The sequence below is a fragment of the Bacillus cereus group sp. MYBK227-1 genome (assembly GCF_051916325.1).
GTDB classification, from domain to species: domain Bacteria; phylum Bacillota; class Bacilli; order Bacillales; family Bacillaceae_G; genus Bacillus_A; species Bacillus_A cereus.
Genome location: NZ_JBQAGK010000002.1, coordinates 364,674 through 387,841 on the forward strand (window position 1 = coordinate 364,674; position 23,168 = coordinate 387,841).

A 23,168-nucleotide genomic window follows, 5' to 3' on the forward strand; every position below is an offset into this window, starting at 1 on the left:
GGGAGATGCTTGTGAAGAATCAAGATAAGTGTAGTAAGTTTCAAGCACCTATTCCTTTTCCACCGCCAGGTATTACGGGGCCCACTGGTCCAACTGGTCCAACTGGTGCTTTAGGTGGACCAACTGGACCGCAAGGAATACAAGGCGTACAAGGTCCAATCGGTCCAACCGGCCCACAAGGAATACAAGGAGTGCAAGGGGTGCAAGGAGAAAATGGTCCAACCGGCCCAACTGGTTTAACTGGACCACAAGGTTCTCAAGGTAATCAAGGACCTATGGGAGAACGAGGCCCACAGGGAATACAAGGAGAAAGAGGTCCGACTGGTCCAACTGGTATTCAAGGGATACAAGGAATTCCTGGCCCAATCGGTCCGACCGGTCCAACAGGAATACAAGGCATACAAGGAATGCAAGGAGAAATCGGTCCAACCGGCCCAACAGGAATACAAGGCATACAAGGAGTGCAAGGGGAAATTGGTCCGACTGGACCAACTGGAAATACTGGTATACAAGGTGTGCAAGGTAATTTAGGAGGTAGTGGTTTACAAGGTGTAACCGGAATACAAGGAATACAGGGTCCGATTGGTCCAACAGGGCCAACTGGTTCTCAAGGAATTCAAGGGGAGCAAGGACCAATGGGTCCACAAGGGGAAACTGGTGTTCAAGGTTTACAAGGTCCCCAGGGAGAAATGGGGCAGGTAGGTCCAACAGGAATACAAGGAATACAAGGAGTGCAAGGTGTAATCGGTCCGACTGGTCCAACCGGTTTACAAGGTGATCCAGGTCCAACCGGCCCAACAGGAGCCACTGGGATAACTGGTCCGACAGGTTCTGCAACTGGCCCGACTGGAGCAACCGGTCCAACTGGTCCACCAGGAGGTCCAACTGGTCCAACCGGTCCAGCAGGATCACCAGGGGGTCCAACTGGTCCGACTGGAGCAACAGGGGCAACAGGAGCGACCGGAGCAACAGGAGCGACTGGAATTCAAGGGGTACAAGGAATACAGGGACCGACCGGAGCAACTGGTGTAACAGGTTTGCAAGGAGTACAGGGACCGATGGGGGCAACGGGTCCAACGGGTGATCAAGGCATTCAAGGTCCACAAGGGATACAAGGAGTAACCGGTCCGACTGGTCCGCAAGGTCTACAAGGAATCCAGGGACCGGTAGGAGCAACCGGTCCGACTGGTCCACAAGGAGTGCAAGGGGCACAGGGTCCAATCGGTCCAACCGGCCCTCAAGGTCTACAAGGCATACAAGGTGAGCAAGGAGTAAGGGGAGCGACCGGTCCAACTGGTTTACAGGGGCTACAAGGAATCCAAGGTTCGAGTGGTCCAACCGGTCCTCAAGGAGTGCAAGGCGTACAAGGTCCGAGTGGCATAACCGGTCCAACTGGTCCTCAAGGAATACAAGGTATTCAGGGACCACAAGGAAGTATAGGCCCAACCGGTCCTCAAGGAATACAAGGAGTGCAAGGTCCACAAGGCCCAACCGGCCAGACGGGAGCAACGGGTCCTCAAGGAATTCAGGGAATACAAGGTCCAATTGGTCCAACCGGCCCCCAAGGAATTCAGGGGATACAAGGCGTGCAAGGTCCACAAGGCCCAACTGGTCAGGCAGGCCCTCAAGGTCTACAAGGAATAACTGGCCAGGCGGGCCCAACTGGTCCAACAGGAGCAACCGGACCTACTGGTGCAACGGGTCCCCAAGGTCCTCAAGGAATTCAAGGACCACAAGGAGCAACGGGGCAGGCGGGAGCAACCGGCCAGACGGGAGCAACGGGTCCTCAAGGTCCACAAGGAATCCAAGGTCCACAAGGGGTAACGGGGCAGGCGGGAGCGACCGGCCCTACGGGAGCAACAGGTCCACAAGGAATCCAAGGAATCCAAGGTCCACAAGGTGTGACGGGAGCAACCGGAGCAACCGGAGCGACTGGAGTGACTGGTGCAACAGGACCGACCGGAATACAAGGCATACAAGGAATAACTGGAGCAACAGGGGTAACGGGGATAACGGGCCCAACAGGTGCCACGGGTCCAACAGGCTTAACTGGAGCAACAGGATCATCTGCTATATCGACAGGTGGCGGATATTTCTTTTCTACATCAACAAGCACAATTGCAGCAAATGCCAACATCCCAATTAATTCTGGATCCACTGTATATGGAACTGGTGTATCTTTAACTAGTGCTACGACAGTCACAGTAACGACGCCAGGAATATATTTAGTAAGCTACTATTTTCAAGGGGATGCAAATGGTGGGAATGAGACAGTATCTGTTAGATTGCTATTAAATGGAACGCAACTAACAGGGAGTTTTATACAAAACGTAACGACATCAACTGTAGTAATCGAACCAGCCATTTCAAATACACTTCTTGTGAATGTGACGAGTGCCAATTCAACATTAATATTACAAAATGGCCCGTTAGGTGTAGGGCATGTGACTACTATAGCAGGTGCGATTACAGCAAGCTTAAATGTAGTGAGAATTTTATAAAGAATATAAAAAACACAAGGAATGTCTTTGTAAGACACACCTTGTGTTTTTTAATATTAAATAAACATTTTCTTTATCTTTTCGGTTGAAAAATATGCTGAAAGAAGTATTTGTGATGTAAGTTATCTACAACTTTATTTGCTTGATATGTGCGTTGTTTTTCAATTCGGAGTCTTTGCTCCATCATTTTTATTGCGTGATCAGATAAACGTAACATAATACATTCTCCTTTTCTATAAATATAGGTGACTATTTGATATCGATCCCATATTTATAATTAAGGAGGCAAAATGTGTAACATAGGCAAAAAGCACCTTCCTCTCCCATTACGCTTACGAGGTTAGCTGTCGGACTCGGGAAGTGAGAGTTTCCCTACTTAAAAAAGATTCGCCCCAAGTAGCATAGCTACAAAAATGGTTCCCCCGCTCCAAAATTTGGACTCAGCAAAAGGTTTTATAAAGTAAAAAATAACATAAAGGAGCGAACAAGTCAAATTATTTTGTGTATTCTGTCTTTTTTAATTGCGTAAGAATCATACCGTCAGGAAGTATTGTATCTGATACTGTAATGAATCCGTGTTTTTTATATAAAGTAATAGCAGGGGTATTCGCTTTACCTGTTTGTACAATGTATGCCATTGAAGAGGGAAACATGTTAAATATATAAATTAGGAGTTTCGTTGCGATTCCTTTTTGAAAAAAATTGGGCGATACAACTAACCTGTGGATATCGATTAGTTTTTTTTCTTGTACAAAAGAAATAAAACCGACAAGTTTATTTTCAGAAAAATATCCATAGAATGTTTCAACGCAATTTTGAATATCGTTTACAGTATCATATAAACGAGGTATGGCAGTACTATTTAAGTAGTCTGCTTCAACTTTATAAGCTGGAATTTGAACCTGTAAAATGGATGTTGCTACTTCAAAAGAAGTGGAATTTAACTTAAGAATCATAGACAATGAAGCCTCCTTTAAATATGGTATATGAATATAATTGCTTTATGGGTGAGTTTGACAATATTTTTCTTTTTTGCATATAATATATGTATCTCCATATGTAAAATAGTAGTAAATATATTTCTATAGTGAAATATGATTAGCAATGATAAATACATATGTTTGTATTGAATCATACAAACTATAATAGAAATGGAGGACTAAAAATGGGATGGATTATCACATTAATAGTTGGTGCTATTATAGGTGCAATTGCTAGTTCTATAACAGGTAAAAATTTCCCAGGTGGTATGTTCGGAAATATTATCGCAGGTTTATTAGGTGCTTCGTTAGGTGGTAGATTATTTGGATCCTTTGGGCCATCATTTGGTGGGATTCATGTCGTGCCGGCATTATTAGGTGCAATCGTGTTAATTCTTATTGTATCATTTGTAGTGAAAGCTGCAAGGAAATAGAGATATAGATTATGATGAAGAGCCCTGAATAAGGGCTTTTCATCATTCGAAGAGGTGGTTTCATTGGAGAAAATAAATATAAGAAAAAGAGATAAGTTAAGAAAGTTTTTTAGAGAACAAAATTATTTGGCGGTATTACTTGGATTTGCGTTATTGTTCATTAATATTTTATTGCTAACAAAAATATCATTTGTTTTTACACCGTTTATCGTATTTTTAAAAACAATTTTCTTCCCAGTACTATTAGCAGGCGTGCTATTTTATATTTTGCATCCATTCGTTTCGCTTTTAGAAAAGAAAGGTGTTTCAAGAATCGTATCGATAGCTTCCATATATTTAATCGTACTAGGATTATTTGTATTTTTAGTTGTAACGGTTATCCCTATTATTAAAGATCAAATTGATGCATTAATTGATAACTTACCGTATTTTGGCCATGAGATTGAACAAGCAGCACGTAGATTCGGGGAAAGTAATTTACTCGGTAAAATTCAGGAGAATTTAAATATTAATGTTGCGAATATGGTAAAAGAATACACAGTTGATTTTACAAAGTCATTATCATCAGTAACTGGGAATGTAACTGGATTTTTGAGTACTGTTACAGAGGTTGTTTTGACATTTGTAATGGTTCCATTTATATTGTTCTATCTTTTAAAAGATGGTGAGCAATTGCCGAATCACTTTTTAAAGTTTATTTCAGAGCAAAGACAACCAGCAGCAATGAGAATACTAGATGATATGCATTATGCGATTAGCTCGTATATTAGAGGTCAAATTATCGTCAGCTTATTTATCGGTATTATGCTATTAATTGGTTATCTTATTATTGGTATTAAATATGCGGTATTACTTGCGATTTTAGCGATGATTGTAAATATCGTTCCGTACGTAGGACCAATTATCGCGATTACACCAGCGTTAATTATCGCATTTATCGACTCGCCAGCAATGGTGTTAAAAGTAATTATCGTTATGATGGTTGTACAATTAGCAGAAGGTAAATTTATTTCTCCGCAAGTTATGGGTAAAAAGTTAGATATTCATCCGATTACTATCATTTTTATCATTTTAACTGCCGGAAACTTATTCGGGATTATGGGCATTATTTTGGCCATTCCAGGATATGCGATATTAAAAGTGTTAGTTACACACGGTTATAGATTTGTTAAGTTGAATACGTGAAAAAAAGCGCTAAAACAGTGGGAACTGTTTTAGCGCTTTTTTATTAACAATTCATTTGCATATTGGCGTGCCCATTGATCCGCTTCTAATATAGCATCTAGTGAAGGATCTTTTACGTTATGATGAGCTTCAACTGTTTTGTAAATTGTTTTTTCAATATCGAAAAAGGCAATTTCATTTTTTAAGAATAGCGCATTCGCAATTTCATTTGCTGCATTTAATACAGCGGGAGTAGTACCACCGATTTTGCCACATTCATATGCGTATTGTAGACAAGGGAACTTCTCTAAATCTGGTTTTTCAAAATGTAAACTACCGATTTCTAATAAATTTAATTTTTCATAGGAAGAAGGTAGCCGAGTAGGATAGTGAAACGCATATTGAATCGGCATTCTCATATCAGGAGCACCGAGCTGTGCCATAACTGATCCATCAATAAATTCTACTAAAGAATGAATGATACTTTCTTTATGAATCATTACATTAATTTTTTCATATGGAATATCAAATAGCCATCTCGCTTCCATTACTTCGAACCCTTTATTCATTAATGTGGCAGAATCAATCGTTAGTTTTGCGCCCATTAACCAGTTTGGGTGCTTTAAAGCATCTTTTGCTTGTAATGTTTGCATTTCATCACGTGTTTTATCACGGAAAGCACCACCGGAAGCTGTTACAATTAACTTCTCAATCTCTTTATTATTTTCTCCTTTTAAACATTGGAAAATAGCTGAATGCTCACTATCTACTGGAATTAAGCGACATCCGTTTTGTTTCGCTAGTTCAGTTACGATATGTCCAGCTGCAACCAAAGTTTCTTTATTAGCAATAGCGATATCTTTCTTCGCTTTTAATGCTTCAATTGTTGGAAGTAATCCTGAAACACCTACAACAGAGCTTAATACAAGATTTGAATCAGGGTGAGTAGCTACTGCAATGAAGCCATCAGTCCCGTTTGTGATTTTTGTATTTGCTGAAATACGCGTACGAAGCTTGTCTGCTAAGTCTTTTGTCGCAACGCTTACAATACGAGGTTGAAACGTTTTGATTTGTTGCTCAAGAAGATCGATATTATAATTTGCGGTTAAACCGACGATTTTAAAATGTTCAGGATGAGCTGAAACGACATCTAATGCAGATGTGCCGATGGATCCTGTTGAACCTAAAATTGATATATATTTTACCATGAAAAAACCTCCAAAGTTGTTTCGAATATTTCAACAAACCTATATAATATTAGACAATTGAAGTGGAAATTCCTGCTATATAAAATAGAAAATTAGGGTTTGTTTGGAAGTGAAATGTGATAAACTGTAAAAAATAACGAAAAAGCAATGAAAGAGAAGAGTACATATTCGAAACTTTTTAGAGAGCTGATGTGTGGTGGAAATCAGTAAGGGATGAATATGGAATGGACTCTGGAGCTTCTAACTGAAATGAGTAGGTAAAGACGGTTACTTCACGTTATTGAAGTATGAAGTGAGCTAATGATAGCTAATTAAGGTGGTACCGCGGGAGTCTCTCGTCCTTTTTTAAGGATGAGGGGCTCTTTTTATTTTGCGAAAGGAGGAGTTAGTGTGAGTGAAAAAATAATGTTAACAGGAATTAAGCCGACAGGTTATCCACATTTAGGAAATTATATTGGTGCGATTAAACCTGCATTACAAATGTCAAAGAATAATGAAGGAAAAGCATTGTACTTTATAGCTGATTATCATGCATTAAATGCTGTGCATGATTCAGAAAAGTTCAGCAGTTATACGAAAGAGGTAGCAGCTACTTGGTTATCGCTTGGACTTGGGGAAGATGTTGTTTTTTATCGGCAAACAGAAGTACCGGAAATTCTAGAATTAGCTTGGATTTTAGCTTGCCTAACTCCGAAAGGTCTTATGAACCGTGCACATGCGTATAAAGCGAAGGTGGAGCAAAATAAAGAAGCAGGGTTAGAGGTCGATGCGGGAGTGAATATGGGGTTATACACGTACCCGATTTTAATGGCAGCTGACATATTATTATTTCAAGCTACTCATGTACCAGTTGGAAAAGACCAAATTCAACATATTGAAATCGCGCGAGATATTGCGACGTATTTTAATCATACATTTGGCACGACATTTACACTACCGGAGTATGTCATACAAGAAGAAGGAGCTATTTTACCTGGTCTTGATGGAAGGAAGATGAGTAAAAGTTACGGAAATGTAATCCCATTATTTGCAGAGCAAGAAAAACTTCGAAAGTTAATATTTAAAATCAAAACAGACTCTTCACTTCCAAATGAACCGAAAGAATTAGAAACATTATTTATGATATATAAAGAGTTTGCGACAGAAGACGAAGTACAGTCATTACGTGAAAAATATGAGACTGGAATCGGATGGGGCGATGTGAAAAAAGAGTTGTTTCGCGTTGTAGATCGTGAGTTAGCTGGACCTCGTGAAAAGTACGCAATGTATATGAATGAGCCGGATTTATTATATGAAGCATTAGAAAACGGTGCTGAGAAGGCACGCGCTATTGCGAAGATAAATTTAGCAGAAATTAAAAAACGGATTGGATTTGAGAGGGAACGTTAAGCGTTCCCTTATTTTTTTAGATAATCTGTAATAATCTTCTCGATAACAGGAGGAAGATTATTAGGTAATTCATCAAGTGAAAAGAAGCGTAGTTCTTTCGATTCCGTATGGTCGCATACAAGCTCACCGTGGAATTCGCGGCAAATATAAACAACGAGTACACCGTGTACTTGATCGCCATTTGGATAGATTTGAAAGAAATCTGGTCCTGAGTATGTACGGAATAGTTCTGGATTTTTAATAATAAGTCCAGTTTCTTCAAACACTTCTCGTTTTAAAGCATCTTCTAACGTTTCGTTATATTCTAAGGCACCGCCAATAATGCCCCAGCGGTTAAAATCTGTACGGAGCTGCAGCAATACTTCATCTTTTTCATTTAATATAATGGCGTGTGATCCTATTAGAATAAGTGGATGATTTCCTACTAGATTTCTCATATCTTCAATATAACCCATGTCATTGCTCCTTGTATTTAATAATAGTTAGGAAGTTCTTTTAACATTCTTTCTGTTTTACGTGCTGTAAAGGCTAAGTTATGGTCATCTTTCGTTCTGAAAAATAATGTGCGTAAAAAGGTTTTAATATTGGCACATAAAATACAATACTCATTAAGCGAAAGGCGTTTTCTAATTTGAGGAAGCCTTTTTATTTTTTTATGAATAATAGAAATTAAATCGTTCTGAGGAAAATCATGATACAGCATTGCTAGTAATGGAGTAACAATGCGTTCATCTTCGTTATTATGAAAAAGGTCAGATGGAATAAAGATTTTATTTAATAAACAATGAATTAATTCTTCGTACCATTCAAAAGTTGTATACGTATTATGAACAATTTCAGTAAAGGCATCAGATACATGAGCAAGACAATGAGCCCATCCTTTATTTTCAATATAGCCCCGAAAATCCGTTTCTAAGTTTGTGTATGTAATGAGTTTATTTTTTATTTCTTCGATATCCTCCTCTGTACAAAAGTAGTGCGAATTAGCGAATTGGAGTATTAACGCAATTAACGAAACAGTGTAAGAACGTGTGAAAACCCCATCTGTATGTGGGGAGTAAATGTCACAATATAAATACTCATCACTTAAACAAGTTTGCAGAAGTAATTTCAGCTGATCGTCCATAAGGAATTCATGATGAATGAAATGCGCAAAACATTTATATATAAGTTGGTAACGAACGTAGCTATCAGTCGTTCCGATATACTGAAGCATGTTCAAAGTTAACTCATTTACGTCTATATGTTGCAGTTGCGTGTAGTCATTTTGTTGTATAAGCTCTAACTGTTGTTGCAATGCTGTAATATCCAATGGAGAACCTCCTCCGCACTTTAAAGATGCGATCTTTTCTAGTATTCTATATATTCAAGGACAATCCTGCTCATGCAAGGAGAACGATTAGAAATTCGAGTATGATATAGATGAGGGAAGAATATGACGACGATAGAACAGTTAGAAAAACATTTTAAAATAAGAAGAAGTGCTTCTTCTATTATGATAAAAGAAAATAATGCAGAGGTTTTTACAGAAGAGCAATTAGAAGAGATGGTGCAATATTACGTTGCTGAAGCTAAAAAAGATGGATTAGAAAAACTACATTTTGAAATCTCTTCAAAAAGTCCAAATTATGATGTGTATAAAAAATGTTTTGAAACGTATTCATTTGAATATGTTACGGAAAACATGATTGTATTTAAAGATATATACGAAGTAGAAGATGTAGAAAGTGAAATTGATTTTAAGCTTATTGAAGAAGTTGGAGAAGAGGCTTTTTATTCACTGTGGAATGAAGCAACGGGAGAACCAGTCGCTCATGATCAATTTGTGCATATGATGCTAGAAGAAATTGGTGAGCAATGGAAAGAACATTGCTTAACAGCGAGTGTCGATGAAAAGCCGATAGGAATTGTAATCCCGCATATTGAAAGAGGTACGTTAGAAGAAGGAAAACTTATGTACTTCGCAGTTACTCCAAATGTGCGTAATAAGGGATATGAAGCCGCATTATTTGCAGGTGCGATGTTTGTCTTAAAGGAAATAGGTGCATCTTATTATATTGGTGAGACAAATATGCAAAATGAGTGGATGAAGGATGTTTTTGAAAAGAACGGATGTCAGCTGCTTAGTTCAACTGAGAGATATGTGAGAAAGTTTTAGGAGGATGAATGATGTATACTCTCGAACTCGTATAGCGGGAGGGGACTATATATGTTAAAGCAATCCATGCATTCATTCGTGTTATTGTATCCAAATGTATTGTTAGAAGGCTGGAATGTTGAAAAAGTTTCAGAACGTTATGAAGGTGAAAAGTGGGGAACTTTTTGGTTTCAGGTTGTTACTCCAACTGGGATGTTTCGAGTAAAGGAATTTTTTCTCGATATAATGGAACCAGTATTTCCGGATAGCTGTATTTCTCAAGCAAAAGGAGATTGTTTTCAATATAAAGGGCTTGTGTATTGGAAAGGTGTAAATTATAAAGGAAAAGAAAGTTACGTTACATCTATATGGAAAACACAAGTTGAAATTTCTGTTGATCATGGATATGTAAACCAAGACGAAATGGAACGATTTCTATTTGAATTACAACCAGTAAATATGGAGCTTGGGAAAACGATATTACATACATCATTTCACTTATTAAGCTTTCAAGCGAAGAGAAGTGAAATGGGTGAGATAGGAAGATGTAGAGAGTGGAATGCTCCAGATGACGTATCCTATGTAAATTTGTTAATTCATGAAAAACTAAATTGGAAACTTGAATCGGTCGGTTTCGGAAATGACGAAACGCAGTATGTATACTGGGACGAAGTTAATAAACTATATGCACTTTGGGTTTGTAGACATAAAAACAAAGCGTATTATCCTATTTCTTCATGGACAATGAACTATGGCCCAAAACAAATTATAAACGGGTTAGAGTTTTATTCGCACCCTAATCGCGGAACAGTTGTATACGAAGATTTAGGTAATGAACAAATCGCATACGTATTTCGCGGTAATCCATGTACAAATTTTGAACAAGTAAAAGAACTTTTTGCCTGTTTGTAAGATAAAAAGAAAAATGAGAACGACAAAGTAGATATTTGTATAATACAATAGAGTGAGATTCGATTATAAGAGAAAGCGTTGGTGAAAGAATGGAGCAGCAAAGAAATTGGCTACAAGCAACTGTAGAGAGAAATGAAGATAATACGTTACAAATAAAATGGGAAAATAATATAGAAGAAGTTCGTATTTATTGGAGTACTTCACCAGAACATATTGAAGAAACTGGAGAATTACTTGCAACGGTAAATGGAGAATTATCATATACAATTGAAAACCCGAGTGAAAATGAACGTCCATATTTTAGATTAGTAGGAAGTAATGGACAAGCAGTAACAGTAGCTGAGCGTAGACTGCCATTACAAGGCGCGTTTAACTTCCGTGATATGGGAGGATATGAAACGACAGATGGACGTAAAGTGAAATGGGGCAAATTATACCGTTCTGAAGAATTAGCAGGACTAACAGAATGGGATATTGCGTATTTACAAAAGTCTGGCTTAAAGTTAATTTGTGATTACCGTACAGACTTTGAAGTGAAGCATAAGCCGAATCCAGAAATTACAGGTGCTCGTCAAGTGTGCTTACCAGTTATGCAAGACTTAGCGAAAGACTTAAATATAAATGAGTTTTTCCAAGTTGGTGACCTTTCTATGTTAGGAAAACCAGGTGAGTATCTTGTGAAAATGAATCAAGATTTCGTAAGTGGCAACGAGGCATTCGTGAGCTTCTTAAACTTAGCGCAAAACCCGGAAAACTTACCGTTAGTAAACCACTGTACAGCTGGAAAAGATCGTACTGGATTTGGTTCAGCATTATTATTACTTTTACTAGGTATACCGGAAAAAACAGTAATGGAAGATTACTTATTAAGTAACGGATTCCGTGAAAAGTTAAATGAAAAAATGATGGCCTTTTTAGGTGCGAAATTACAAAACGATGAGAGCAGAGCAATATTAGGTGCAATGTTTGAAGCACGTGCTGAATACTTGCAAGCTGCGATTGGTGAAATTCAAAAGCAATACGGATCAGTTGAAGCATACGCTGAAAGGGCTCTTGGCTTTACGAAAGAGTCGTTAGAGGAAATGAAAGAGTTATTGCTAGAAGATTAATAATGAGAAGGAGGCTGAGCGGATTAGCCTCCTTTTACTATTGTTGCTATAATTTTGTTAATGAGGATGTTGTGCACCGAGGAGAAAATGGATGAAAAGAACTTAAGAATCGGGGGATAAAATGATTCATACACGTGTAAAAGCAGAGGGGTTAAGAGAAAAGCTGGCAACAATACTAAGTCAAGAGTATAAGGAACTAGCTATTCAAGATTTAAAGGTGATTGGAACGGGAGTGCAAAATATTGTTTTTCAAGGAGATTCAGAAAAGGGGTCTTTAGCATTTCGAGTACCGTGGGAAAGAGAAGTGGAAAATATAAATGAAGACTTATTTAACAGTCGGATTTCGTTGCAAAAGGAAGCGGAGCTGTCTAAGTATTGTCATTCAAAAGGTATTCCAGTACCAAGGATACACGGATTGCATCTTTCAACCGAACTTGATTTTTTAATTTCGGATTGTGTGTATGCTGATCGTACGCCAATTTCCGCATGCAAAATAGGGGAGTTAGTAAGCAAGCTTCATAGTATGCCAATTGATGGTTTGTATTACAAACAAAATATTAGAGAGCCCATTAGTAAGTATATAGCAGAACGAATTGTGAAACGGATAGAAGGGTTTAATACAATCACGGACTGTAAAATTAATCTTCCGAATACAAAAACAATTGAATATATTCTTAGTACAGCAGATCATGTAAAATGTTTATTACATATGGACATTCGACCAGCCAATTTAATCGGGTATAATGGAGAAGTTAAAGCAATAGTTGATTGGGATAACGCTTTAATTGGTCATCCATTGCTGGAGCTTATGAGAATAGCTGAAACAAATGAGGTTAGTTGGGATGAATTTAAAGATGGATATAAGAATGATAGTATCTTTAATGTTACTCCTCATATTGTTAGTTTATTTTATAGACTAGATACAGCAGTCATGCTAGCAAACTTATTTATAGCACATTTGAAAATAAAAGATAAAGGTGTATTCTATAAAGAGCGGGTTAAAGCGCTTCATCACGAAATATATAAAAATTTATAAGCAATGAGAACGAAGCTTTTAAAATAGGAATTGAGGAGAACATCATGAAATACAAAGTTATATTATTCGACGTAGATGATACATTATTAGATTTCCCTGAAACGGAAAGACACGCATTACATAATGCGTTTGTACAGTTTGGTATGTCTACAGGGTATAATGATTATCTTGCAAGCTATAAAGAGATTAGTAATGGATTATGGAGAGATTTAGAAAATAAAATGATTACGCTAAGTGAATTAGCAGTAGATCGATTTAGACAATTATTTGCACTTCATAATATAGACGTAGATGCACAGCAATTTAGTGATGTATATCTTGAAAACTTAGGGAAAGAAGTACATCTTATAGAAGGCGCAGTACAATTATGTGAAAATCTACAAGATTGCAAGTTAGGTATTATTACGAATGGATATACGAAGGTGCAACAATCAAGAATCGGAAATTCGCCTTTATGTAATTTCTTTGATCACATTATTATTTCTGAAGAAGTTGGTCATCAAAAACCAGCACGTGAGATTTTTGATTATGCGTTTGAAAAGTTTGGGATTACAGATAAATCAAGCGTACTCATGGTTGGAGATTCGTTAACTTCTGATATGAAAGGCGGAGAAGATTACGGCATTGATACGTGTTGGTATAATCCGAGTTTGAAAGAGAATAAGACGAGTGTTAATCCGACTTATGAAATGGAGAGTCTTCTACAAATTTTAGAAATTGTAGAAGTGGCGGAAGAAAAGGTAGCTTCATTTTAATTGTGCTGATATTTGTCGAAAAATCGATATATTGAAAAAATCGTTGATATATTGTAAGTTGTGATAGATATATTGAAAAAATCGTTGATATATTGTAAGTTGTGATAGATATATTGAAAAAATCGTTGATATATTGTAAGTTGTGATAGATATATTTGAAAAATCGTTGATATATTGTAAGTTGCGATAGATATATTTGAAAAATCGCTCATATAAATTCATATACTAAGATATAGAACAAAAAAATAGAGCTACTATACAAGGTCATTCACGTGTTATAATGCGTGAATTAAATATGCGTATATAAATAGTTTCCTAGCGTGATGCGATGTCATGTATGATTAGTGTAACAACTAGAGGTGAATAAAGGATGTTAACGTTTTTATTTGAGTTAGACAAAAATCTCCCGCAGAAGGATGAGCCACGGTATGATGCTTATTCAAAGGGCTTTATCGAAGGAGATGTAACGATTTGCGCGAGTGACAGCGTATTTTTTCAAAAATCATGTATGAAGGTTGCAGAGCTGGGGATTTATTTAGGTCAGTGGATGGAACAAGTTCAACATGGGCAGAACGTGCCTATGAAATATGAAACGGCTGACCGTGAAGAGGTAATTCTTGGTTTCTTCTATGAAGAGGATCATAATCAATGGAATGTTTTTTCCAGCTGGCAAGAATTTGAACTTCAAGAGCGTATAGCTACTACAACATTAATAGAGAGTGTTCAACGCTATTTGTATGAGTTAAATAAAGAACTGCGCATGATAGAATATCCTGTGACGTTTGATCAGTACTTAAGAGGAGAGCGAATGATGCAGCTCTCTTACAAACGACCGTGTGATAGCAAAGCAGATACGACACCGATAGAGGTTTATAATGGAAGTGAGCAAGTAGGTGTAGTAAGGGGCTATTATAAAAATACGCTGATGAGAGTGCTGGATTTTATTCCGAAAATTGGTAGTAATATTATTTATGAAATAAAGGATAGCAAGGACAATATTCGCGTCATTGCAAAGGATGTAAGTAGGCAGCGCCAAAGAAGGATTTTAGTAATGTACAAAGATAATCATGATGCAGAGCATGAAATACTTGTATGTGACGGAAAGTTATTGGATGCAAATTTCTTATTTACCTTTACATATAAGGCAGAAGAATATGTTGTTCATAAAACTTCATTTGGAATGGGAAAATTATTACGAAAAGGCTATGTAATTGCAGATTGGAATATTCGTCTTGAGGAAGATATGTATTACATTGAGATGAATGTATATGATGGAGATTACATGGAGGATCAATACTTACTATTAGGCGTATTTCATGCGGTTTTATATGGATAATCAATAAGAAATACCGTCATTCTTCTTGGAAAGAATGACGGTATTTTTTATTTATCCTCAAAAATAAAAATCTCATCAATCGTACTATGTAATGCCTTCGCTATATCGTGAGCAAGTTGTAAGGAAGGATTGTATTTACCTTTTTCGAGATGACTAATTGTTTCACGTCGCACACCAACGCTCTTCGCTAAATCTTCTTGTGTCATGTTCAATTTGGCACGGTATTCTTTTATTCTCGTTACGAACGCCATGGTGCATCTTCCATTTCATCAATTGGTTTATCGAAAAAGAACATAGAAAAGCCGAATGTAAGAATGAGTGTGCCGAAAATAAGAGCGATATCAATCTCTTGTAGCGTAGGGTTTGGAAATAACATTTCAATAAACATAATGATTGTGGTAGTTAGTAACGTAACGATAAATGCATTGCGACACGATTTATTGACAATTTGTTCAAACAGTTCATCGTGTTGAACTGTTCTATACGATGTGAAAAAGGAGAAGAAACAGAACATAGTAAACAATCCTTTTTCATAAAAAAATCCGAGGAAACCGAAGAAACCGAGAAATCCTAAATATTTTATCCAAGTTGTTTTCATGATAGTTCCTCCTTATAGTGTTAGAAATAAATCACGTTATGTTATAAATATATCACATATGGATAGGAATGGTAATAATAGTTTTCCAGTTTGCTTCATAATAATAGTAAAAAGAGGAAATATGCTGCGAAATAAAGAGGATAATATTGTAAAATGGTTGTAAGGAGGGGGAGGAAGAAATGCTAACTTGGATCATGATCGTTGTATTACTTGTAGTGATTACTGTCATTGCGACGGTTTTAATTGGGCGGAATGGTGATGCAAATTATAGCAAAGCGACAAAGGGGAATATTAAACGCTTAACAATGATTTATATTATACTAGCTGTCGTTTTAGTTGTTGGATTAGGGGTGTATATTTATTTTAAAGGTTAAATATACTGAAAAATGTAAAAATCTTAAAATAGAACTATGCTATAATATCAATATAGTTATTTGGTAATTAAGGAAAGGATTGGATGGAATGATTGAAATTACGAATGTGTCAAAAAGTTATAATGGGTCTACCTATGCAGTAAAAGACTTAAGTTTATCTGTACCTAGCGGCGAAATCTTTGGATTTTTAGGACCGAATGGTGCGGGTAAATCAACGACAATTAAGATGATTACTGGTATTCACGGGGTGGACAAAGGGACTATTACGATTAACGGAAAAAATATTATGGAAGAGCCGATGGAAGCGAAGAAGACGTTTGGTTATGTACCAGATAGTCCAGATATGTTTTTACGATTAAAAGGAATTGAATATTTAAACTTTATGGCCGATATGTATGAAGTGCCGAAAGAAGTACGACAAGAACGAATAGAGTCTTTAGCGAAGAAGTTTGATCTTTATAATGCTTTATCTGATCAAATTCAAAGTTATTCGCACGGTATGAGACAAAAAATCGTTATTATTGGTGTGCTCGTACATGAGCCAGATGTATGGATTTTAGATGAACCATTAACTGGGCTTGATCCGAAATCTGCATATATTTTAAAAGAAATGATGAGAGAACATGCGGATAAAGGAAAGATTGTATTCTTCTCTACACACGTATTAGAAGTGGCAGAAAAATTATGTGACCGCGTCGCGATTATTAATAAGGGAAACCTTCAGTTTAAAGGGAATTTAGATGAAATGAGAGATCATTTTAAATCCAATGAATCACTTGAAAAAATGTTCTTGGAGATGACGGGCAATGAGTAAAATTTGGACGTTAACGAAAGTATTATTGAAATTAAATTATGCAGATTTTATAACAGATAAGAAGAAGCGATGGGCGTATGTATTTTCATTTGCAGCTATTTTATTTGTCGGCTTTTTACTGTTTGGTTCTATCACGCATGCAATGTATGAGGGAATGATACATTTAGGGCAAGATCCAGGAATGATTATCGCAATGGGACTTGCGATTGCGAGTATATGGGTATTTTTAATGAGTATTACGAACATTTTAACTGTATTTTACTACAGCAATGACATTGAAATGTTATTACCATTACCATTAAAACCAGCGCAAATTATTTCAGCCAAATTTTTAACAGTATTAATTACACAATACGTAATGAGTTCATTTATTTTATTACCGATCTTTATTACGTACGGTTTAAAAAGTGGCGCATTTATTACATATTACATATATATGATTTTCATTTACTTACTCTTCCCAATTGTGCCGTTAGTACTAGCTTCGTTACTGATGACAGTTATTATGAGGTATACAAATATAGCGAAAAATAAAGACCGAGGAAATATATTTATTGGAATCGTAAGTATACTATTTATTGTAGGAATTAACGTATTTTTGCAGTGGAAAAATAAAAGTTCGTTTTCTGAAGATGCAATTGCGGATTACCTTGCAAACAACCAGTCTTCTCTTTTAGTACAAATGACAAACTATTTTCCAACTACATATTTTGGAGCAGTAGCATTAGTAGAAAATGCAAATTGGAAGGGACCTTTATATGTAATAATCTTTGCAGTTATTTCATTTGTCTTCTTTGTGTTGTTTTATTACATAGCAGAGCGTACATATTTAAAAGGGGTTATTGGACTTTCAACGAGTACAGCAAAGAAACAAGTTATTTCGGCGGAAGGTTTACAGAAATCAACAGTACAAAGTTCGCATTTAAAAGCGTATGTGAAAAAAGAATTTAAAACGTTATTCCGTACACCACAATTTTTCTTAAATTGCATTGTACAAACTTTCGTTATGCCAATTATGTTGTTCTTTATTTTATTTGTGCAAGATGGAAATTTAAAGTTTATTACAGAGTATATTAACAATCCAGAGACAACGGGATTTGCAATTGGTGTTGGCCTTTGTGCATCGTTATTTTTAATGGGGAGTAACGTCATTGCAACAACGTCATTTTCACGAGATGGAAGCTCTTGGTTTGTGAATCGTTATTTACCAGTAAAGGCTTCGGATATCTTTTTTGCGAAAGCAATCACTGCTTGGTTAATTAATGTGATCATTTTAGCAGTATTCGGTATTACGATGGCAGTTGTAGCTGGGATTTCTCCAGTCTTTATGATACTGTGGTTTTTACTAAGTGCGAACGGGTTGTTATTAATTAATTTAATCGGAACACGCTGGGACGCGCAAACTGCAGATATTCATTGGGATACAGAGCAGAAATTATTTAAAAGTCGATATACAACTTTATGGAATTTTTTAGCTAATATTTTAATAGCTTTAATTATTGTGGGGGGAGTAAGTGTATTATACTTCTTCCTTCATGTCGGACTGTGGGTTATGTTTATCGTTTTATTTGTAATGTTTACGATTGTAAATTATATCTTTATTAAAATGTTAAAATTAGGTGCTGAACGTATACTGTCAAATATTCAATAAGAAGATAGATCCTCTGTATTCATGCAGGGGATCTGTGTATAGATGGAGGAGAAAAAGGTGAAGAAAATAGCAATTGTAACAGGGGCAACTCGTCTGAATGGAATTGGTGCAGCTGTATGCAAGGTGCTTGCTCAAAAAGGGATAGACATTTTTTTCACGTACTGGCCAAAGTATGATAAAGCGATGCCATGGGGAATGAGTGATCAAGAACCCTTTTTGCTGAAAAAGGAAATTGAAAGTTACGATGTTCGATGTGAAATGGCAGAAATCAATTTATCGCAGTCTTATTCGCCAAATCGTTTGTTTTATATGGTATCAGAACGGTTAGGTGATCCATCTATTCTAGTTAATAATGCAGTATATTCTACTCATACGAGGATTGAGGAATTAGATGTAGAGCAGTTGGATAAACATTATACAGTTAATGTTCGGGCTACTATGCTATTAAGTTCATTGTTTATAAAACATTATTCACTTAAAACGGGCGGGAGTATTATTAATCTTACTTCGGGACAGTCAGTAGGTCCAATGCCAGATGAACTTGCATATGCAGCAACGAAAGGGGCAATTGAAGCATTTACAAAGTCAGTAGCACCAGTTGCGATGGAGAAGGGGATTACAGTGAATGCTGTAGATCCAGGACCGACGAATACAGGATGGATTACAGAGGAGCTGAAGCATCATTTAGTATGGAAGTTCCCACAAGGTAAAGTAGGAGAACCGGTGGATGCTGCGCGCTTAATTTCTTTTTTAGTAAGTGAAGAAGCGAAATGGGTTACTGGGCAAGTCATTCACTCGAATGGTGGTTACTCATAAAAATATTATGTTAACAAATGTTGAGAAACAAAAAACGAAAGAAAATTTTATTTTTTTGTATAAATAAAATGTCAAGAAAGATAAAAATTTGATAGAAGAGTATATCGTCATATGAAGATAGTAATTCTTAATGTGACAATATACTCTTTTTCTTTTACTTGCGAGTAGAAAAATGAAGTAGAAGAAACTCGAATATTAAAATGAGTTTATCAGTTTTTGTACGTATTATTATGAAGATTACTGTCGGAAAGATGATAATTCCTATGAAAAGGGATTTTTTAAGGGGGAATCGAATCGTAAAGGGGAGGATAAATTATGTAAAACATAGGGGGATTTATATGAAAATGAAAAAGGTCGCTATCGCATCGATAACAATTGGTACAATGCTTACTATGGCAGCTTGTAGTCCTTCATCAGATAAAGAAACGGAAAAGAAAGAGCAAGTAACTGCGCAAAATGATGGAGAAGCAAAAACGACAAGTGCAGATGAAGCGTCAAAAACAACGAAAGATACTGAAAAAGAAACAAATACTTCTTCAAATGAAAAAACAGATAAGGATGCAAAAAATACGAAAGAATCATCAGGGACAGAAAGTAACGGCAAAACGTCAACTCAAAACGAAAATGTAAAAACAAAAGAAAAAGAGACGACAGGAAAAACGAATGATCAAACGACTAGCGGGAAAACAACAGATCAAAGCACAAGTACAAGCACAAACAATAACGGAAAGACAACGAAAGATCCGAAGAAAAGTGTTGCTGTGAAAACGAATGTTAAAGAAGTTGTAGCATTAATTGATAGCTTGGACAAGCAGTTAGCTGCTAATCCAAAATTGGAAACAGTGAATAAGCTTGGCAAACAAATTAATGAAAAGTGGGATGTGATTGAAAAAGAGCTAGAAGCATCACATCCGACGGATTCTAAAACAATCGGTCAAAGTATGTATCCGTTAATTGTAGGAGCGGAGAAAGAAAAAATCGATATTAATAAAATGAAATCATTAACGACGAAAACGAAAAAAGATTTAAATCAGTTATTGACGAAACTTTCATAGTTTCAAAAGCCTACTCGTGTGAGTAGGCCTTTTTTAGGTTGTTGTAATGTGCATAGTATAACTTATTTATTTCTATTTTCAATTACGATGCGAAAGGAACTGAATGCTTGTTGACTGATATAATCTTCTTCGCTAACTTTATAAGGAAATGGAAAAGCGACGAGTTGCAAATTACTTTCCTGATCCACTGAAGGTAATGTGAAATTAAAGATTTGCCTCGTTTCAGGTGCAACCTTAGTATAAACGACTTTTCTATTGTTAAATATTTCAACTTGTTTCCAATCTTTAAAAGCCACGATTGCGTAAGTCATTTCATCATTTGTTTCATTACCGTTTGATAAAATTAATTGCTTGCCTTCCTTTTCAAAGAAGACAGTTTGTAAGTTCTCTTCACGGTTCGTAACAAATAATGGTTCGTAAAGACCATCTTTTAGAATAGCATCTGGATCTATAAGGGAGAGTTTTATTTTTTCGTTTTCTTTCTGAAGAGGATGCATTGAATATCGCATACTTAGAATATCTTCTAAAATAGCTGCTTTATTTAAGTTATTATCTTTTAATTTGTATTCAGGTTTTTTAATTATTAAAAAGGTTAATTCACTTGCATTAGGAGAAGTGTGTAAAGAGATTTTCGTAGTAATTGAACTGTTTGGTTTCATATCAAAAAAATAGTGTGATATTTCAGTAGTAGTATCTTCTATTTTAAAAGGTTTTTGTTCGTAATCTTCTAGAACAATTAATCCATATTTTCGGTTTTCATTAATAGTATGTACGAATGATAATGTTACATTAATTTTATTATCCTCACTAGTAATTGTACTACCATTGTTAATATGTTGGCCTTGATTATCCTTCAATCCGTAAGAAATAGTATTGGTTTGTTGCTCTCGTTTATTTTCTATGGAAGGTGGATGAGGTTGTATGAATGAAGTATTGAACAAAATATAAATTGTAAGTAATGAAATAAGTAAAACACCGCTAATAATATATATTTGTTTCATAAATAGCACCTCAATATATGTAAAATATTATAGAAAAAAGATATGCAAGATGCATATCTTTTTTCTCTTTCTTACCAGAAAGCTTTTGTTTCGTGATTCACATCATTATAACCACTTAATTTATAGGTATGATTACCGATAGCGTAATCATCTCCATAATAAATGCTTGTGTTGGTCGCTGTAGCACTTACAAAGGATGATTTTTTTGCACTATTACTTTTCGTATTCACTAATGAGCCATCGCCATTGAAAGTTCTTGCTTTTGCATAAACATAGTCTTCGGTCGTAGTTGATTTCGATTTAGCAACTGCATATGGGTTACCAAAAAAGGGAGTATATACGCTAATGTTAGAGTCATTCTTAGGTGCAGCTGCAATAGTCAAACTAGGAACACTAGATGTTTTTGTTGATTGAATTGTATCAAAGTCAACTAAAACGGGCTGCTTGTCTACAGTATCGACCTCTGAAGCACTTGCGTTATTAGTAAAACCAAAACCTAAAACCGCTAACCCTAAAGTTGTCACCGATAAAGATTTTTTCATATTCACTAATTTTCCCACCTTTTTAAATTTTTGAGTTCGAACTCAATTCATACAATATATAAAAATTTCGAAACTCTCAATGGTTTATCCCATACTTAACGTTTCTTTTACTTTCGATTCAACATGTCTTCATTTGCAAAAAAGCGAATATATCTTCTAATGCTTAGCCAGCAAGGGATACAGGTTTAATTTTATGAAATTCATGTAAATTTAAATCTATTCATGTCAGAATCTCTGTTATTTTTAAGTTCATATGGGAAACTTATTAAAAAAAGGATGGTGAAAAAAATGACAATCGATCGAATTTGTACAATTGGACCCGCAAGTAATAATAAAGAAACATTAGCACAGTTAATAAAGAATGGTATGAAAATTGTTCGACTGAATTTATCGCATGGCACGCATGAAAGTCATAAAGACATCATTCGTTTAGTGAAATCATTAGATGACTCTATTAAATTTTTGGGTGATGTACAAGGTCCTAAAATAAGATTAGGTGAAGTGAAGGGAGAGCAAATTACACTTCAGGCAGGAGATTCTTTTATTTTACATACACAACCAGTTACAGGGAGTAATACAGAAGCGAGTGTTGATTATGAAGGAATTGCGAATGATGTGAAAGTAGGCAGTAGAATTTTAATTAATGATGGAGAAGTTGAATTAATTGTTGAAAAGATAAGTACGGACAAAATAGAAACGAAGGTAAAAACAGGTGGCAATATCTCATCTCATAAAGGAGTTAATTTACCAGATGCGGCTGTTCGTTTACCAGCTATTACAGAGAAAGATAAAAAAGATATTCAGTTTCTTTTAGAAGAGAATGTTGATTTTATCGCGTGTTCTTTCGTAAGAAAACCTAGTCATATAAAAGAAATACGAGATTTTATACAACAGTATAAAGAAACGTCACCTAATGTAATTGCAAAAATAGAAACGATGGAAGCAATCGAGAATTTTCAAGATATATGTAAAGAAGCAGATGGAATTATGATTGCAAGGGGCGATTTAGGAGTAGAGTTACCGTATCAATGCATTCCGCTTTTACAGAAAATGATGATTCAGGAATGTAATCGAACGAATACATATGTCATTACAGCAACACAAATGCTTCAATCTATGGTAGATCATTCTATTCCAACAAGAGCAGAGGTGACTGATGTGTTTCAAGCTGTACTGGACGGGACGAATGCAGTTATGCTTTCAGCTGAAAGTGCATCAGGAGAACATCCAATCGAAAGTGTGAGAACATTACGTCTCGTTTCAGAATTTGCAGAGCATGTTAAAAAAGATGGACCTTTTGCGATGAAAGATGTACTGCAATTACTGCGTGAGTCTCTGGATGAGTAATAAATAAAA

Annotated in this window: 25 protein-coding genes, 1 riboswitch and 1 other annotated feature; of the genes, 16 read left to right on the top strand and 9 right to left on the bottom strand. The window is 36.0% G+C overall.

Going from position 1 to position 23,168, the window contains the following annotated elements; genetic code table 11:
- Positions 1 to 5: 5 nt before the first annotated feature.
- Positions 6 to 2,501 carry a BC_3345 family exosporium-associated protein gene (locus tag ACTFRM_RS08960; protein WP_440043239.1) on the top strand — a complete coding sequence of 832 codons (2,496 nt, stop codon included), beginning with the start codon at positions 6 to 8 and terminating at the stop codon, positions 2,499 to 2,501.
- Between the two features lie 73 nt (positions 2,502 to 2,574).
- On the opposite strand, the gene ACTFRM_RS08965 is transcribed toward ACTFRM_RS08960, so the two are convergent.
- Together ACTFRM_RS08965 and ACTFRM_RS08970 are read right to left on the bottom strand one after the other, a co-directional pair.
- Complete coding sequence (locus tag ACTFRM_RS08965) at positions 2,575 to 2,718, bottom strand: hypothetical protein (protein ID WP_000945243.1); 144 nt, start codon at positions 2,716 to 2,718, stop codon at positions 2,575 to 2,577.
- Between the two features lie 96 nt (positions 2,719 to 2,814).
- Positions 2,815 to 2,957: riboswitch (cyclic di-AMP (ydaO/yuaA leader) on the bottom strand.
- A gap of 38 nt (positions 2,958 to 2,995) precedes the next feature.
- A complete protein-coding gene (locus tag ACTFRM_RS08970) occupies positions 2,996 to 3,457 on the bottom strand; it encodes a GNAT family N-acetyltransferase (RefSeq protein WP_410979639.1) in 462 nt (153 codons plus the stop codon).
- A gap of 209 nt (positions 3,458 to 3,666) precedes the next feature.
- Here ACTFRM_RS08970 and ACTFRM_RS08975 point away from each other — a divergent pair, with 209 nt between their 5' ends.
- Positions 3,667 to 3,915: a GlsB/YeaQ/YmgE family stress response membrane protein gene (locus tag ACTFRM_RS08975; RefSeq protein ID WP_000539733.1), complete on the top strand. Its 249-nt coding sequence runs from the start codon at positions 3,667 to 3,669 to the stop codon at positions 3,913 to 3,915.
- A 63-nt stretch (positions 3,916 to 3,978) separates the two neighbouring features.
- Positions 3,979 to 5,100 carry an AI-2E family transporter gene (locus tag ACTFRM_RS08980; RefSeq protein WP_000411484.1) on the top strand — a complete coding sequence of 374 codons (1,122 nt, stop codon included), beginning with the start codon at positions 3,979 to 3,981 and terminating at the stop codon, positions 5,098 to 5,100.
- 29 nt (positions 5,101 to 5,129) lie between these two features.
- Here ACTFRM_RS08980 and ACTFRM_RS08985 read toward each other — a convergent pair whose 3' ends face one another.
- Positions 5,130 to 6,287 carry a 1-deoxy-D-xylulose-5-phosphate reductoisomerase gene (locus tag ACTFRM_RS08985; protein ID WP_440043241.1) on the bottom strand — a complete coding sequence of 386 codons (1,158 nt, stop codon included), beginning with the start codon at positions 6,285 to 6,287 and terminating at the stop codon, positions 5,130 to 5,132.
- A gap of 138 nt (positions 6,288 to 6,425) precedes the next feature.
- Positions 6,426 to 6,633 (top strand) — a binding site (T-box leader).
- Positions 6,634 to 6,677: 44 nt separating this feature from the next.
- On the opposite strand from ACTFRM_RS08985, the gene ACTFRM_RS08990 reads away from it, so the two are divergent.
- Positions 6,678 to 7,676 (top strand): tryptophan--tRNA ligase, encoded by a 999-nt coding sequence (locus ACTFRM_RS08990; protein ID WP_410979638.1) that lies wholly within the window; start codon positions 6,678 to 6,680, stop codon positions 7,674 to 7,676.
- A gap of 8 nt (positions 7,677 to 7,684) precedes the next feature.
- Here the strand turns inward: ACTFRM_RS08990 and ACTFRM_RS08995 are convergent, their stop codons facing one another.
- Complete coding sequence (locus ACTFRM_RS08995) at positions 7,685 to 8,131, bottom strand: NUDIX hydrolase (RefSeq protein ID WP_000540457.1); 447 nt, start codon at positions 8,129 to 8,131, stop codon at positions 7,685 to 7,687.
- A 17-nt stretch (positions 8,132 to 8,148) separates the two neighbouring features.
- On the bottom strand, positions 8,149 to 8,988 hold the full coding sequence (locus ACTFRM_RS09000; protein ID WP_000355451.1) for a DUF2785 domain-containing protein: 840 nt from the start codon (positions 8,986 to 8,988) through the stop codon (positions 8,149 to 8,151).
- A gap of 123 nt (positions 8,989 to 9,111) precedes the next feature.
- On the opposite strand from ACTFRM_RS09000, the gene ACTFRM_RS09005 reads away from it, so the two are divergent.
- The 6 genes from ACTFRM_RS09005 to ACTFRM_RS09030 all read left to right on the top strand — a co-directional run bounded on the left by ACTFRM_RS09005 (position 9,112) and on the right by ACTFRM_RS09030 (position 14,961).
- Positions 9,112 to 9,834 carry a GNAT family N-acetyltransferase gene (locus tag ACTFRM_RS09005; RefSeq protein WP_000207419.1) on the top strand — a complete coding sequence of 241 codons (723 nt, stop codon included), beginning with the start codon at positions 9,112 to 9,114 and terminating at the stop codon, positions 9,832 to 9,834.
- A gap of 51 nt (positions 9,835 to 9,885) precedes the next feature.
- Positions 9,886 to 10,725, top strand: coding sequence for a hypothetical protein (locus ACTFRM_RS09010; RefSeq protein WP_002198007.1), 840 nt, complete (start codon positions 9,886 to 9,888; stop codon positions 10,723 to 10,725).
- An 89-nt stretch (positions 10,726 to 10,814) separates the two neighbouring features.
- Positions 10,815 to 11,834 carry a tyrosine-protein phosphatase gene (locus ACTFRM_RS09015; protein WP_134265992.1) on the top strand — a complete coding sequence of 340 codons (1,020 nt, stop codon included), beginning with the start codon at positions 10,815 to 10,817 and terminating at the stop codon, positions 11,832 to 11,834.
- Positions 11,835 to 11,955: 121 nt separating this feature from the next.
- Positions 11,956 to 12,870: a phosphotransferase family protein gene (locus tag ACTFRM_RS09020; RefSeq protein WP_366987203.1), complete on the top strand. Its 915-nt coding sequence runs from the start codon at positions 11,956 to 11,958 to the stop codon at positions 12,868 to 12,870.
- A gap of 44 nt (positions 12,871 to 12,914) precedes the next feature.
- A complete protein-coding gene (locus ACTFRM_RS09025; RefSeq protein WP_410979636.1) occupies positions 12,915 to 13,625 on the top strand; it encodes a YjjG family noncanonical pyrimidine nucleotidase in 711 nt (236 codons plus the stop codon).
- Between the two features lie 370 nt (positions 13,626 to 13,995).
- On the top strand, positions 13,996 to 14,961 hold the full coding sequence (locus tag ACTFRM_RS09030; RefSeq protein WP_000955100.1) for a tubby C-terminal domain-like protein: 966 nt from the start codon (positions 13,996 to 13,998) through the stop codon (positions 14,959 to 14,961).
- 47 nt (positions 14,962 to 15,008) lie between these two features.
- On the opposite strand, the gene ACTFRM_RS09035 is transcribed toward ACTFRM_RS09030, so the two are convergent.
- Entirely contained in the window at positions 15,009 to 15,212 is a 204-nt protein-coding gene (locus tag ACTFRM_RS09035; protein ID WP_016122876.1) for a helix-turn-helix transcriptional regulator, read from the bottom strand.
- Positions 15,200 to 15,559 (bottom strand): DUF3796 domain-containing protein, encoded by a 360-nt coding sequence (locus tag ACTFRM_RS09040; RefSeq protein ID WP_000859225.1) that lies wholly within the window; start codon positions 15,557 to 15,559, stop codon positions 15,200 to 15,202. Before ACTFRM_RS09040 ends, ACTFRM_RS09035 begins: the two co-directional genes overlap by 13 nt.
- A 179-nt stretch (positions 15,560 to 15,738) precedes the next feature.
- Between ACTFRM_RS09040 and ACTFRM_RS09045 the strand changes: the two genes are divergently transcribed.
- The 5 genes from ACTFRM_RS09045 (at position 15,739) to ACTFRM_RS09065 (ending at position 20,269) form a co-directional block, all read left to right on the top strand.
- Entirely contained in the window at positions 15,739 to 15,933 is a 195-nt protein-coding gene (locus tag ACTFRM_RS09045; protein ID WP_000958863.1) for a hypothetical protein, read from the top strand.
- 88 nt (positions 15,934 to 16,021) lie between these two features.
- The gene (locus ACTFRM_RS09050) at positions 16,022 to 16,747 is read left to right on the top strand and encodes an ABC transporter ATP-binding protein (RefSeq protein ID WP_000570206.1); all 726 of its coding nucleotides are present in this window, start codon (positions 16,022 to 16,024) and stop codon (positions 16,745 to 16,747) included.
- Complete coding sequence (locus tag ACTFRM_RS09055; RefSeq protein WP_000036884.1) at positions 16,740 to 18,398, top strand: putative ABC transporter permease subunit; 1,659 nt, start codon at positions 16,740 to 16,742, stop codon at positions 18,396 to 18,398. Before ACTFRM_RS09050 ends, ACTFRM_RS09055 begins: the two co-directional genes overlap by 8 nt.
- A gap of 57 nt (positions 18,399 to 18,455) precedes the next feature.
- Complete coding sequence (locus tag ACTFRM_RS09060; RefSeq protein WP_000716965.1) at positions 18,456 to 19,214, top strand: SDR family oxidoreductase; 759 nt, start codon at positions 18,456 to 18,458, stop codon at positions 19,212 to 19,214.
- Positions 19,215 to 19,552: 338 nt separating this feature from the next.
- Positions 19,553 to 20,269 (top strand): hypothetical protein, encoded by a 717-nt coding sequence (locus tag ACTFRM_RS09065; RefSeq protein WP_079004640.1) that lies wholly within the window; start codon positions 19,553 to 19,555, stop codon positions 20,267 to 20,269.
- A 62-nt stretch (positions 20,270 to 20,331) separates the two neighbouring features.
- Here ACTFRM_RS09065 and ACTFRM_RS09070 read toward each other — a convergent pair whose 3' ends face one another.
- Entirely contained in the window at positions 20,332 to 21,270 is a 939-nt protein-coding gene (locus tag ACTFRM_RS09070) for a hypothetical protein (RefSeq protein ID WP_079004641.1), read from the bottom strand.
- A 71-nt stretch (positions 21,271 to 21,341) separates the two neighbouring features.
- Positions 21,342 to 21,818 (bottom strand): hypothetical protein, encoded by a 477-nt coding sequence (locus tag ACTFRM_RS09075; RefSeq protein ID WP_001056353.1) that lies wholly within the window; start codon positions 21,816 to 21,818, stop codon positions 21,342 to 21,344.
- A 282-nt stretch (positions 21,819 to 22,100) separates the two neighbouring features.
- Between ACTFRM_RS09075 and ACTFRM_RS09080 the strand changes: the two genes are divergently transcribed.
- Positions 22,101 to 23,159, top strand: coding sequence for a pyruvate kinase (locus tag ACTFRM_RS09080; RefSeq protein ID WP_000151079.1), 1,059 nt, complete (start codon positions 22,101 to 22,103; stop codon positions 23,157 to 23,159).
- The last annotated feature ends 9 nt before the right edge of the window (positions 23,160 to 23,168 follow it).